At 45.0% G+C, this 14,781-nt stretch carries 9 protein-coding genes; 1 reads left to right on the top strand and 8 read right to left on the bottom strand.

Features of this window, described 5'->3' with window-relative positions:
• The first annotated feature begins 5 nt into the window (after positions 1–5).
• Complete coding sequence (locus ACEYV4_RS00815; protein WP_373841546.1) at positions 6–959, top strand: zinc-binding dehydrogenase; 954 nt, start codon at positions 6–8, stop codon at positions 957–959.
• 82 nt (positions 960–1,041) lie between these two features.
• On the opposite strand, the gene ACEYV4_RS00810 is transcribed toward ACEYV4_RS00815, so the two are convergent.
• From ACEYV4_RS00810 to mnmG, 8 genes are all read right to left on the bottom strand, one after another.
• Complete coding sequence (locus ACEYV4_RS00810) at positions 1,042–3,297, bottom strand: DEAD/DEAH box helicase (RefSeq protein ID WP_373841545.1); 2,256 nt, start codon at positions 3,295–3,297, stop codon at positions 1,042–1,044.
• 18 nt (positions 3,298–3,315) lie between these two features.
• On the bottom strand, positions 3,316–4,647 hold the full coding sequence (locus ACEYV4_RS00805) for an ATP-binding protein (RefSeq protein ID WP_373841544.1): 1,332 nt from the start codon (positions 4,645–4,647) through the stop codon (positions 3,316–3,318).
• Between the two features lie 10 nt (positions 4,648–4,657).
• The gene (locus tag ACEYV4_RS00800; protein ID WP_373841543.1) at positions 4,658–6,511 is read right to left on the bottom strand and encodes a TerB N-terminal domain-containing protein; all 1,854 of its coding nucleotides are present in this window, start codon (positions 6,509–6,511) and stop codon (positions 4,658–4,660) included.
• A 312-nt stretch (positions 6,512–6,823) separates the two neighbouring features.
• Positions 6,824–7,633, bottom strand: a complete 810-nt coding sequence (locus ACEYV4_RS00795; protein ID WP_373841542.1) for a PfkB family carbohydrate kinase — start codon at positions 7,631–7,633, stop codon at positions 6,824–6,826.
• 248 nt (positions 7,634–7,881) lie between these two features.
• A complete protein-coding gene (gene lepB / locus ACEYV4_RS00790; protein WP_373841541.1) occupies positions 7,882–8,487 on the bottom strand; it encodes a signal peptidase I in 606 nt (201 codons plus the stop codon).
• Between the two features lie 18 nt (positions 8,488–8,505).
• Entirely contained in the window at positions 8,506–10,056 is a 1,551-nt protein-coding gene (locus ACEYV4_RS00785; RefSeq protein WP_373841540.1) for a UDP-N-acetylmuramoyl-L-alanyl-D-glutamate--2,6-diaminopimelate ligase, read from the bottom strand.
• Positions 10,057–10,609: 553 nt separating this feature from the next.
• The gene (asnB, locus tag ACEYV4_RS00780) at positions 10,610–12,535 is read right to left on the bottom strand and encodes an asparagine synthase (glutamine-hydrolyzing) (RefSeq protein ID WP_373841539.1); all 1,926 of its coding nucleotides are present in this window, start codon (positions 12,533–12,535) and stop codon (positions 10,610–10,612) included.
• Positions 12,536–12,834: 299 nt separating this feature from the next.
• On the bottom strand, positions 12,835–14,781 hold the full coding sequence (gene mnmG / locus ACEYV4_RS00775) for a tRNA uridine-5-carboxymethylaminomethyl(34) synthesis enzyme MnmG (RefSeq protein WP_373841538.1): 1,947 nt from the start codon (positions 14,779–14,781) through the stop codon (positions 12,835–12,837).

Genomic DNA, 14,781 nt, shown 5'->3' with positions numbered 1-14,781 from the left:
CGATCATGAAAGCAGTTGTTGTTAGACATGCTGGTGGACCCGAAGTGCTTGAATACACGACGGTACCTACACCAACAACTAAGCCCGGTTGGTCCTTAGTCAACATCAAGGGTTTCGGTATTAACCACTCAGAAATTTTCACTCGTCGTGGAGACTCACCTTCAGTAAAGTTCCCCCGTATCCTTGGTATCGAATGTGTCGGTGAAATCGAGAAGACTACCGATCCTGGTCGTCTACCGGTCGGTCAACACGTCATCTCCATCATGGGAGAGATGGGCCGAGCCTTCGATGGTTCCTACGCCGAAAAGGTCCTTTTGCCCAACAATCAAATTTACCCGGTCACTACCCAATTGAGTTGGGCCCAATTAGCAACAATGTCAGAAACCTACTTTACCGCCTTTGGTTCAATGCTTAACCTGCATCTAACCCCACATGACCGGGTCTTAGTACGGGCAGCTACTTCTGGAGTTGGCGTGGCCTTCGCCAAACTGGTCCATGCCGCTTATCCAGCATTACACCTGGTAGGTTCAACCCGGAATCTTAAGAAGGCGCCACGTCTACTCCAAGTAGGCTATAGTGACGTCATTGAAGATCAAGCGGGCCACTTACAAACTGATGATCACTACGATAAGTGCCTAGAACTGGTAGGTCCTAAGACAATTAAGGATACTTTTGCCCACATGCAGTCTGGTGGCATTGTTTGCCTAACCGGTTTATTGGGTGACCAATGGACGATTCCGCACTTTGACCCCATTGAGGACCTTCCGACTAACAGTTACTTGACCAGCTTTAATTCAGCGACCGTCAATGAATTTAAGATCAATCAAATGATTAAATTCATTGAGCAGTACCACGTCAACCTAAAGCCGGCCCGGATCTTCAAACTTAACGAAATTCAGAAGGCTCATGAGTACTTGGAAAGCAACCATAGTTTTGGTAAAGTGATTGTCTTAGAATAGTTTTAAAATAATAACCTTGATTTCAAATAAAAAGCTCGGTAATTCAGCTACTAATAGCAGGACTGGATTATCGAGCTTTAACTTATTCTTTAGTTTGACTGCGTCGGTACTTGCGGATCATCCGGCGAACACAACGACGCATTTCTTTAATATCGAGAACACCACGGGCAAAACCTTTTTTAACCAGTTCATCGGGAACGTACTTATCATATTTATCAAAGGTTGGCACTTCATTCTCAAAAACCAGGTCAAGCGGATCAAGGTCCTTGGCCGCTTCCTCACCGACGATTCGGTAAAACTCATCGACTGTCACGTCCATAGAAAATTCCATGTAGTAGGGCCGAACGGAGTTAAAGCCGCGTAAGCCAAGCCGTCGGGCACATTTCAACCGTAGCAACCGTTCCAAGGCCAAGAAAGCATAGGTTCCCGTCCATGGAAAAAGGCACCACATCTTACCGCCAAGGTTAATTAACGATTGGTTAATCATCCCTGCTGCTCGAGCGGTTTCACGAGCTTCACGCAAACGAGCGGTCGCATTCTTCATTAAGTAAGGATAGGTCTTATCCTCGGCGAGAACTTGTTGCATTCGTTCTAGAATCCGCGGATGAATGTCTCCGGCTACATCACCAAAATAGGCTGGAACTCGACCTTTAACCTGGTGACAATAAACCTGATGATGCTTGCGATCAACGTCTTCAACTACCCAGACTCGACCGGCGATAGCAATCTTGTCTCCTACCGGCGGCGGTTTTACAATCGTTCCTAGCTCTTCGGAACCAGCATGAACACTAAATTCTACATTCTCTTGGAAGACGGCATAGAACTTAAAGTTATTAACGACCCGTTCACCCGCTAATCCGACAATCAAACCTCCGTTGGCAGTTCTTTCAAGGTGGTCAATCTTCAGCAAATGACGCAATAGAACCTTATAGTCATCCTGGCTGATATTGTGAAAGTAAGATAAGGTCAAGATTCGGGAAGCTAATTCCGCCGGAGTCATCTCTCCACCAGCGGCTAAAGTGCTCATCGTTTGATGATATAAAAGGCTATAAGGCAGGCGACCGGTCCGGGGTGGTTCGACAAAACGCTCTTCTAGGTAAAGTTGAACTAAGGCGATTCCCTGAATCAATGGCCAAGGAATCAGTTCCGGCAACATTGCCCGGGATTCTGGATGTTCCTCACGCATCACAAACCACATTTCCGGTGGGTTACCCCGACGACCGGTTCGTCCCATCCGCTGCAAGAATCCTGAAACAGTAAAGGGCGCATCGATTTGAAAGGCCCGTTCAAGACGACCAATATCAATTCCTAATTCTAGGGTAGCAGTCGCACAGGTAGTCATCAACGAATCCTCGTCACGCATTGCTTCTTCGGCAGTCTGACGAAAAGAGGGTGAAAGGTTGCCATGGTGAATCATAAACCGATCCGGCTCATGATTAGCGGCACAATACGCCCGTAAAGCTTGACAGACTGCTTCACATTCCTCACGACTATTGGTGAAGACCAGGCATTTCTTTCCTCGGGTATGGTCAAAAATGTAAGCCAATCCAGGATCAGCCATCGTTGGTGCCTTGTCGGTGGCCTGGTCGAGGGTTGGTTGGGCTCCCTTAACGTTGGCATCATCACCGGCCTGAACCGGGTCCTTGTAAAAGTGTTCCATCGACAGGCGCCAAACTTCGTGGGTGTCGGCGATCTTAGGAATAACAGTCCCTTTCCCACTGCCAGCAGCCAAAAGCTGGCCAGCCGCCCGGGGATCACCGATTGTCGCGGAAAGGCCAACCCGCCGCGGGTGACAACCAGCTAACCGGCTCAGACGTTCAATCAGGCAAAAGGTCTGACCGCCACGATCACCGCGAAGCATCGAGTGAATCTCGTCAATGACGATAAAACGAAGATCACCAAAAAGGCTTGGAATATCCATATGCTTATTTAACATCAACGACTCCAGCGATTCCGGCGTGATCTGCAAGACACCAGATGGATGACGCAAGAGTTTCCGCTTTTGAGACTGGGAAACATCCCCGTGCCAGCGCCAAACCGGAATCCCTGGTTCATGACAAAGGTCAGTGAGTCGTTGGTATTGGTCATTGATCAAAGCTTTAAGGGGTGCAATGTAAAGACAACCAACCGAGGATGGCGGCTGCTCATTCATCAAGGTCAGGATCGGGAAAAAGGCCGCTTCCGTTTTCCCTGAAGCTGTCGGGGCGGACAAAAGCACGTTTTGGTCGGTGTTAAAAATGGCATCACCAGCCGCTTGCTGGATTGCCCGTAAGCTCCGCCAGCCTTGGCTGTAAATATAATCCTGAATAAAAGGCGCATAACGTGAAAAAACGTCCATCGTTATCCCCCTCACAAATTAAATCGTAAACTCTGCAAAGCCATTATCCTTCTTATCCGAAACGGCATTCGACTGGTTATAGTTGAATTGATCAGATTTCAAGAGAGTCTTGACATTTGTCTTAGGATTCTGCCAAAGAATATCCAATAACTCAATGAAGTCCCGAATGACTTCTCGGGGCGTGATGTTGGAGCTGGCCCCAATTCGCCCGTATTCAATCTTAATGAAAGTGGCAAGATCATCCTCACTAATCGTGCGTTGATAACCATAAAGGTCAGCATGCATGTCAGCTAGCTTTTCCGTCAATACCAGCATTTCTTCGGCCGTCAATGGTTCCAACTTAATGACTGGCGCATACATATCCCGGGCCCCTTCCTGGGAAAATTTACCCGCAGTTAGCCGGGAACGCAAGGCTTCATAAGAATAAACGCCCCGCCGCCGGTCCTCGATTGCTTGAGGAGTTCCACACATGATGATCCCCAGGTATTTGGCCTTCCCTTGCAACGTATCGTTATACATTGTCAGAATCTTTTCATAGTTATACTGACGGCTAATACTGTTAGGAATTTTATAGATGTTGACCAGTTCATCGATCATGATCATCATCCCTTGATAACCAGCTTGGCGGAAGAAGGTGGCAAAGAGCTTTAAGTATTCATACCAGTCATCATCGGTAATGATGATATTGACCCCTAATTCCTTCTTGGCATCGGTTTTCCGGTCATACTCACCACGAAACCACTTGGTTACCTTGGCTTTGGTTTCTTGGTCATCATCCACATAAGCGTGGTAGTACATTTCCAAGAGTTTAGCAAAATCAAAGCCGTGAACCAGTTCATTTAAGGAGGCGATCACTTTGTAAATCTCCTTATCAACCGCCGAAGCAAATTTAGGATCATCAGGATCAATTCCCTGGTCACTAACCACGCGGGCCTGAACAGAACTGATCCAACGATCGAGAACCAGGTTCAAGGCTCCTCCCTCGGGTCGAGTCTTGGTCGATAAGTTCTGAATCAACTCCCGATAGGTAGCTAAGCCTTTACCATTGCCGCCGTGAAGCCGGCGTTCTGGTGAAAGGTCGCCATCAACCACGATAAAGCCCTTGTCCATTACGTAATTACGAATCGTTTGGAGCAGGAAGCTCTTTCCTGAACCATAACGTCCCATAATGAAACGAAAAGAGGCTCCGCCCTCACTGATGATGTCGACGTCATGGAGTAGCGCCGCAATTTCATCTTTCCGTCCAACCGCAATGTAGGGCAAACCGATTCGGGGGACCACGCCCCCCTTAAGAGAATTTAAGATTGTTTGAGCGATCCGTTTGGGAACCCGTTTACGTACTTTTGGCACAATAATCCTCCTAACTTAATAATTCTTGGAGATCAGTCCGATAGTCTTCAATTATTCGGGGTTGGTTATGGTCATCGAACTCGATAACCGTGTCACCGATCTCATCAAATAGCTTGTCATTAATATTATCAACTAAGATATTAACCATTAGGTGGTGTTGACGAAGGTAAGTTTGCCAATCCTGACCGTTTAAAAGATGAGTCAGCAAATAATATTCAGCCGTCGATAAGCCAAGGTCAGCAGTAGAGGTTGCCGCCTCCTTAGTATTTTCCGAACTGTTAGCTGATTCAGCCGGTACAGTTGGTTGAGTAGCTTGGACTGGTGCATGGTGCTCCTCTTCTTCTTCAGCTGCCCGTTCTTCATCCGTCAGTAAGCTCTCCCTAGTAACGGAGGCATCGGCACGGATTTGATCTAAGTCGCCTAGGTTAATCTTAATCTTCGGGCGCCGGGCAAGTTGAACCTGGTGCCGAGCATCTTGAATGGCCGGTTTAATTTGATTGAGAATATTTGGAGCCAATGGACGCGGTTTAAGTGCCCGCCCTTGATGGAAAGTTTGCCGAACCAAACGATCAATCTCATGGAGGAGACTACCAATCTTTTGGGCCCGCCGGGTAGTCGGGATGTAATAGTGGTGTTCCCACCGCCCATCATAGTAATGATAAGAACAAAGGTGGTCAATTTGACGACTAAATTGCTGTTGACTTGCCCGATCATAAAAAACCGCATTGGCGAAGGGCCGGGTTGTCTCCATGCCCTGCCACCCCAAGTAATTGCGTTGAACATTCTCAGTAGGTAAGTCACATAGTCGGCACCACACCGTCTTAACAATTGTTGCCAGCAGTGCAGGATCTTGTTTGTGCAACGGACAATGATTGAGCTGGTACGAGGAAAATTCCTCTAGAGCTGTAGTGACAGCACTCGCCTTCTGCTTCACCGGTTTAAGCAGGACCCAATAAGCTTCATCAATTTCAATCTGGTGTTGAAACTGTGTCTGCACCTCCTGGTCACTTAATTGGTAGTATACCGTGTAATCCTGAAGCCACTGATGAAGATATCTAGTCATCTTGTGGTCCATCATTTTACCATAACCCTGCTGGAAAGCCACCAATTGTTGGTAACCAGCCATCGGTGAATCCACCCCAATTTGGTTAATCAACTCATATAAATAGACGTAGACAAAAGAGGTGGGCGCCTTAACATATTCATGGTGGCGAATTTTTGTGCGCCAAGCAAAATATCCCCGCAACTGGGTATTCGACATGTCGTGATAGACCGGAAAATAACGGTGAAAATGACCTTGGTATTGGTAATCATCAGTATAGTCGGCCACGCTTTGTCCCTGAACATAGAAGTTCTTTGCTCGTCCCCAACTCAGTGGCAAAGTATAATCATATAATGCCCGCATTTTTCGTAATGGTGCAGGGAGGGGATTGGGCTTAGCGAAAGGCACAGTTCGGTCACTCATTGGCGGTAAGGGTTGGTCATGGTATGGATTAGTCTGACGAACGGGAGGGACGTAGATTAGACGTTCCACTGATTGGTGAGTTGTTTCCGCTAGTGATTGTTTGAAAGCCGTAGTTAATGCATCCTCAACTATTTGCGGTGACACTTGATCATCCAAGATCACTCCTCGCCAGGTCTGAGGATTCATGCGGTGAGGTTGGGTTAATTGTGCACTGGTCGGTCCGCCGCACTTAATATCCAGGTAAGCCGCTGATTGATCCCGTGGTTGTTCAATCAAGGCAAACCAGCGCCCGTTGACCGGCGACGCAAACACACAGGCATTCCACTGGTGTGCTAAACGATAATTGGGTTGAACCCCAAATTGCTGGTCAATATACCGGATAACATCGTTCTGGTCCATCTATCTCCCCTCTTTTCGTTTAAACCTATTTTTAATTTTAAACTATGAACCAAGGTACCAGTCAACTAATAAGAATACAAAAATGAGATTGGTGAGAAAACAAGATTTCCTCACTAATCTCATTTTTGCTTAGTTTAAATATAACTTGCTTGTTGCCGGTGTCGTTTTAGTAATTAAGTGATCACATTGAGTAGTACATACTAGTATTTATTGCTTGTTTAAGGAGAATATAACTAATACCCGACAAAATCATTGAAATAAAGATCAGTAACACCGCTTGTCCTTTATTGATCTTTATTTTTTCTCCTCTTTTCAGCCCTCAGCCAAAATTTGTTGCAGCATGGCCGCAGTTTTTAAGCCAAACTTTCGTTCCTTTGATGATAAAGTAGCAGTTTGCCTGACCGCGATTTGGAGATCTTTAGTCGCTCGTTGCATCGCCATAGGTAAAGAGAATCCCTTCAGGTACCAACCAGTCAGCAGTGCACTAAAGGCATCTCCAGTTCCGAAAAAATGACCTGGATAATATGAACTACTGGCAACCGTCAGATTGTCTTTCCCTGCTCCAAGAAGGTAACTATTGACGTATTGTCCTTTCTTGACCCCAGTCAGGATAACCCTGCAGCCAAACATTTTGCTAGCCACTTTCAACAATTTTGTAACATCTTGTGTATTTTCCCCGGTCAGAAAATGAAGCTCGGTCAGGTTAGGTGTAATGATATCGGCCTGCTGGCACAATTTTTGCATTGCCGAAACAATGGCTGGATCAAGTCCGGGATAGAGCGCACCAGCATCCCCCATCACTGGATCAATAATTACTGGTTTGAGTTGATTTGCCCGTATCCATGCACTAAGCTGGTTAATTCGTCCTACTGTGCCAAGGTAACCAACAAGTATCCCATTAAAGGTAATTTGACTTTTTTGCCAATGCCGAAAAGACTTTTCTAGCCAGTCGGTCGTATCTAGGCTTACCGGTTTCCCAAAACCTTCCGTCTGTGTTGATAAGAGAGTACTGGGTGCTACAGCAATTGGAAGATCAAGGGCTTGAAAGATCGCAATTGCTACCGTCAGTGAAATCTGGCTAACTGCCGATAAATCCTGAATGACAAGTGTTGGTTTTATCAAGGGACCACCTCCTTAAGCATCATTGTCTCTTTAATTTATACTGTGTGAACTTGTTTCCTGCATTGTTAACGAAGTTGTATAACCATACTGTTACAATTAATACTTACTCCTATGTTTAATAATATATAAAAAATTGTCCTAAAATTACCAGTTTTACGATAACTTTAGGACAATTTTAGTTATTCTAACTAAACTAGCCTTTACTTTTCATCATTATAAATTGAAAAAGCCTTATCTTTCTTTAGCTCTTATTTACTGTAGAAATGTTGCCATTCTTTATTGACATTTTGCCGCGTTGTTGTCGTTCCGGTCCATGATGGTACCTTTACGACCCCGTCAATCTTACTCTTAGGTACGAAGCCCCAGTAACGGCCATCATTAGAAACGCTGCGATGATCCCCCAGCACGAAGTATTCACCAGCTGGTACCTTGGTTGCACCATTATGCTTCAGCCAACTGTTCTGAACAGAAATACTCTTGAGGTCCCAGTTACCGGTTCCGGCATCCCGTTGCTTCATCGAAATGTAGTTTTGGTTAATTTCCTTATTGTTAACGTAAATATTACCATTCTTAGAACGAACAGTATCGCCAGGTAAACCAATGACCCGCTTAACATAGTCCGTCTTAATGGCTACCTGGGGATCAACTCCATCGGCATTAAAAATTACGACGCTCCCGTGACGAATTTGGGATCGCTTTAAGCAGAAAACCCGTTCATTGTTTTGTAAGTTAGGTTGCATTGACGGTCCATCGACCCGGACAATCTGAAAGAAAAATTGTTTGATCAGCAGGGCGATCAGTAATCCGATAACAATCGGAACCACCCAGCTCATCACTTGTCGAAATGATTTCATGCGCTTTGCCTCACTCTGTTATTGTTCGATTTGGGCAACATAGTCACGCGCAATCTTGCTGTCAGATGCGTATGGCACGTTGACTCCCTTAATCTTTTGGTAAGGATCCTCACCCTTACCAGCTATGACCACAATATCATCTTTGACGCTATGGTCAATAGCATTTTTAATTGCCGTTTCCCGATCCATGATGAAGTCAACCGTGCCGACCTGATCATGGTCAATATAGGAATCAATCGTTTCGGCAATCTTACGTGGATCTTCAAAGCCCGGATCATCAGTTGTTAGAATAATTCGATCGGGGTGTTCTTCTGTCAAGGCCTTACCCAGTCCTGGACGACGAGAAATTCCTTTGTCCCCAGCAGACCCAAGAACCACCGTCACCTTGCCAGCATGGGTCTGACGCTCTAGAAAGGCTAAGAGCCGTTTGGTACTGGCATAGTTATGAGCATAATCAACATAAATTGTCCCATGAGCCTTGGTAGAAATCATTTCCATCCGACCCTTAATGTGGACATGGTCAAGAGTAGCCATAGCATCATTGGCACTAGCTCCAGCGAGGCCACTGGCAATAATTGCCGCGACCGCATTGCCTTCATTATAATCACCCGGTACGCTGGTGGTATAACGACCAGTCAACTTTAACTGCCGGGCATGATCAGAAATGGCAGCTAACTGAAATTCACTCTCATGAAGATTTTCCAGGTCATTCCGGTATTCAAAATCGAGCTGGCGATTATCCGGTAATTTTACGTGGGCCCCATGACGGGCAAAAAGATAAATATTTTCTGGTTGGGTCGTTGCCTTAGCCGTATAGTAGATATCCGTAAAATGTTGAGTTTCCGCATTGATCACACAGACCTTAGAATTAACTAACAATTGTTCCTTACAATGGAGGTAATCTGCAAAGGTCGGATGCTCATTCCGACCAATGTGGTCTGGCGTGATGTTTAAGAAGATCCCAACATCATACTTCAAACCGTAGACCCGGCGCTTCTTGTAAGCTTGGGAAGATACTTCCATCACTAGGTGAGTCATCCCGTTATTAACAGCAGCTCGCATGTCATGGAATAGGTCTAGTGATTCCGGTGTCGTTAGATCAGACTTGAATTTATCTTCTGGCCGATGGCCGAGGATCCGGTCCAAAGTTGAGAAAAGAGCAACCCGCCGCTTAGTAGTCCGGTCAAGGATATGGTCAGCAAAGTAAGCCGTAGTGGTTTTCCCCTTAGTTCCTGTAATGGCAATAATAAAAAGATCATTCTGAGGGAATCCGTAAAAGGCGGCCCCCAATAAGGCCATGGCTTTTTGTTCATCCCTAACAATAATTGCCGGTAATCCTTGACCCGTCGGATATTCTTGCTCGGCAACATAGGCAATGGCCCCTTTTTCTTTGGCCATCGCTAGATATTTAGGTAAGAAATTGCCTTTACAGAAAAACAAGGTTCCTGGTTTGACTTGCCGTGAATCATATGAAACGGCGGTAGCGGTAAAATCCGTTAAATTGCTGACGTGATCCAACAAGTGATGTTCACGTAATAACGCTAATGCTGGCGTAACATGCAATTCCATTTTAAAACGACTCCTCTTAAACTTTCTCTTAAATGTCTATTATTTCATTTTTTTTGATAAAAGTGAATATAAGTGAAGGAATCATCATGAATTTGTCAATTATTGGCAAAATTAAAAGCTAGCTCCAAATTGAAGCTAGCTTGAATAATGTTTTAATTTTGATGTTCTCATTACTAATTATGTTCGATCGAGGTATTAACTTCCTAACTCAATGCTAGTGACCATTAATTTCAAAGCCCATTGGTATCACAAACCTTCCTTGTTCGTTTATCCAATAGCTTCAAATTACTGCCCGAATCATCTTCATCATGATACTCATCTCGTAAAGTGGAAATCAAAATAACAACTAAACGAAACTGCCCATCGGTATCACTCCGTTCTTCTAAATCAATAACGGAAACTTTACCTTACTGCTCGAATCATCTTTACCATTGTAATCACCTCGTTAGGCATTACCTTTTCTACACTTATAATATACCATATTTTGTTACCGCTTACAAGCTATTAGTAAAAGAAAATCCGTCATTTTACTGGCGGATTTTCTATTCTAAGATTAAGCTTTTGCAGTAGCTGTCTTTTTAGCCTGGTCAATTCCAGACTCATCCGGTTTAAATTTATCGATGAAGTAAAGCTTATACCAAACTAGGAAGGTATAAACCGTCCAGATCTTCCGTCGACCATCAATCTTGCCATTGAAGTTATCGTCAGCTAATTGTAATAGCTTATCTTGGTCAAAGAACTGCTTGACGAAGTCCTGCTTAAACATTTTCTTGACAATCTCATAATACTTCTTTTCCCGTAACCATTCACGAACCGGCGTTGGGAAGCCAAGCTTTGGTCGGGTTGCCCATTCTTCTGGCAAGTGTCGGTTAGCAGCCATCCGAAATGCCCATTTAGTTCCCCTGTAGTTAAAGAGGTAATCGGTTGGGGTTGTTTCAGCCACCTTCATAACTTCCTTATCCAACAATGGTACCCGGATTTCTACGGAATTGGCCATACTCATCTTATCGGCCTTCAAGCAAATGTCACCAGGCATGAAGCGGTGTAAGTCAACATACTGTTTCTTAGCCACCTCGTTCATAGCCGGTTTCTTGGCGTCACACTTATCGTAAAGCGGCTTCAGTAAGTCAGTAATCGTTGGACCATCTTGGTATTCCGGCTTCAGATATTCGTTGGCTTCAGCCGGGCTAAAAATGTAGGCCTGACCGATGAAGGTCTTGCGTGCTGGGGCCAGGTTCCGATAAAGGTGTTCAGAACCATGGAAGTGCTTGCCCTCAAGCCATTCACCAAGCTTGTAACGCTTTTCCTTCGGTAGCTTCTTCAGCTGATCTGTAATCCAACGGAGGAACTTAATCTTGGTGTTAAAGCCGTATGCCGTATAACCGGCGAAGAGTTCATCGGCTCCTTCACCAGACAGTAAAGCCTTATAGCCATTGTCCTTAGCCAACTTGTTTAAGAAGTAAAGCGGCACTACGGACGGGTTAGAATCCGGTTCATCAAGGTAGTACTGAATTAATGGGAAGGTCTTGAAAGCTTCTTCATCGGTTAGTAACTTATCGGTGTTCTTAAGCTTTAACTTAGCCGCTAGTTCCCGGGCTTGTTTGGTTTCGTCATAACCGCTATCAAAACCAATTGAGAAAGTGTTATTAGGCCGCATTAAAGCCGTCACCAGGCTGGAGTCTACCCCTGCAGACAGGAAGGAGCCAACCTTGATTCCCTTATCAGCAAAGGTATGAGCCTTAACAGAGTTCTTGACCACGTCATCGATATTATCAACAGCTTGGTCAAAGGTTTCATTCTTGGGATCAAAGTCTTCGTCCCAGTACTGTTTCATTTCGAATTTGCCATCTTTATAGGTGAAGTAGTGGGCTTCCGGCAGACGATAAACCCCCTTGAAGAAGGTTTCCTGAGTTACATTGTACTGGAAAGTCATATAAGACTTTAAAGCTCGCTTGTTCAGTTCCATCTTAAAGTTTGGATGATCCAAGAAAGCCTTAATTTCAGAACCCACGAAGAAAGTGCCATTCATCTTAGCATAGTAAAGCGGTTTGATCCCAAAATGATCCCGGGCACCAAACATTTCATGCGTTTTAAGGTCCCAAATTACAAAGGCAAACATTCCGCGGAGCTTGTTAACTACGTCCTTACCCCACTGTTCATAACCATGCAAGATGACTTCCGTATCAGCGTGGGTCTTGAAGGTGTGACCGTCCTTGATCAGTTCGGCTCGCAATTCTTCAAAGTTGTAAATTTCACCGTTGAATTCAATCGCCTTAGAATTATCTTCATTAAAGATAGGTTGGTTCCCGGACTTCACATCGATGAAACTTAATCGACGAAAGCCAAGAGCAACATGATCATCAACATACTGTCCCTCCGCATCGGGGCCCCGGTGGATGATCCGTTCCTTCATCTTTTTGATTAGCTTATCTTTAATTTGTGGTTTTTCATTATCAACAAATGCAACAATCCCACACATTATAAAGTTCCTCTTCTTTCCTTTTATTTTTAATAACTAATTTCCTTATTAATTCATAATTAAACTCGAATCTAAATTATAACATATTCGGATCATTTGTCAGGAATTATCACCCGAGTTTAATTAATCCTTTATTACCCCATTATTCAGAAAGCAACCAACCGCCAATAATTATTAATATCTAAAATAAGAAGACAGTTACAATTAATTTCTAAATCAAACTAAACCCATTTAAACCAGAAAAAAGGCTGGAAGAAAATAAGGATTCTCCCAGCCTCACATTTATTACCCGGGAAATATTAATTCTTTTCGTTCTTCTTAGAGAACTTTCCTTGCCGAATATAAACGCTCAGGATCGCCAGGTCGGCCGGGTTAACACCGGAGATTCGAGAAGCCTGAGCCAACGTTTCTGGCCGAATTTTCTCCAACTTTTGCCGACCTTCTGTAGCCAAGCCATCAACGTCTTCATAGTCGATATCATCTGGAATCCGCTTAGCTTCCATTCGCTTCATCCGTTCAACCTTGACTTCTTCTTTTTTAATATAACCAGCATACTTAAGTTGAATTTCAACCTGCTCGATCACGTGACGATCTAACTTTTCAGCCGGCGCCGGAATAAATTGCAGCAGGGTCTGATAATCAAAGTACGGCCGTTTCAGTAAGTCAGCAGCAGCTACCCCATCCTTAAGATGGTTATCACCATGTTGTTCGATAAAGGCATTGACTGCTTCATCATTCGGTTTCAATTTAATCGACCGGAGGCGTTTGATTTCAGCAGCTACGGCGGCCTTCTTAGCTTCCATCTTAGCTAGACGTTCGTCACTAACCAAACCAACCGCATGACCCTTTTCCATCAACCGGAAGTCAGCATTATCGTGTCGCAGCAACAAGCGGTATTCAGCTCGACTCGTCAACAGACGGTAAGGTTCCTTAGTTCCCTTGGTTACCAGGTCATCGATCATCACCCCAATATAGGCATCGGACCGTTTCAAGACAAATGGTTTCTTACCCTGGGCCCGCAAGCCAGCATTGATTCCTGCAATTAGTCCTTGACCAGCAGCCTCTTCGTAACCGGAAGAACCATTAGTCTGACCAGCCGTATAAAGGTTTTTAACCAGTTTAGTCTCCAAGGTTGGATGAAGTTGGTATGGAGCAACTACATCGTATTCAATGGCATAGCCTGGCCGCATTAATTCAGCCTTTTCCAATCCCTTAATGGAATGAACGATCTTGTTTTGGATTTCCTCTGGCATGGAAGTAGAAACCCCGTCAAGATAATATTCATCAGTGTCACGGCCTTCAGGTTCCAAGAAAACCTGGTGACGAGACTTATCAGCAAAGCGAACAATCTTATCTTCGATTGACGGGCAATAACGGGGGCCAACTCCCTTGATAATCCCGGAGAACATCGGTGCCCGATCCAAATTGGCACGAATAATTCCGTGGGTCGTTGGGTTGGTGTAAGTCAACCAACAGGCTAATTGGTCGGTAACGGAAATATAGGCACTATCGGGAGTATCGAAACTAAAGTGGTGGGGTTCCTTGTCCCCAGGCTGTTCGGCAGTTTCATCAAAATTGATCGTGTTTCCGTTAACCCGTGGTGGCGTTCCAGTCTTAAACCGTTCCAGGTCAAAGCCCAGATCTTCCAAATTTTCTGATAATTTAACCGCTGACTTGGAATTATTAGGGCCAGATTGATACTGCAATTCACCAATGATGATCTTGCCCCGGGCGGCGGTTCCAACAGTCAGAACCACTGTCTTGGCATGGTAACGAGCACCGGTATTAGTGATGACACCCTTGCAGACACCGTCTTCAACAATTAACTGGTCAACCGTCGCCTGCCGCAGGGTTAGGTTTTTTTGCCGTTCAATCGTCAATTTCATTTGGCGGTGGTAGGCGTGCTTATCGGCCTGAGCCCGTAACGCACGGACCGCTGGACCCTTCCCAGTGTTAAGCATCCGCATTTGGATATAGGTCTTATCAATGTTATGGCCCATTTCACCACCGAGGGCATCAATCTCTCGGACAACGATTCCCTTGGCCGGTCCACCAACAGAAGGATTACATGGCATAAAGGCCACCATTTCCAAACTGATGGTAATTAGCAAGGTTTTATTCCCCATCCGGGCAGCAGCTAGGGCCGCTTCACTACCGGCATGTCCGGCACCGACGACAATCACATCGTAACTGCCAGCTTCGTACTGAACGGCGTCAGAAGTTTTCAATGATTCTGCAGACTTCAC

This window comes from Limosilactobacillus sp. (genome assembly GCF_041859915.1).
GTDB lineage: Bacteria > Bacillota > Bacilli > Lactobacillales > Lactobacillaceae > Limosilactobacillus.
The sequence above is the reverse complement of the archived record's forward strand: the minus strand, read 5'-3'. Positions and strand labels throughout refer to the sequence as shown.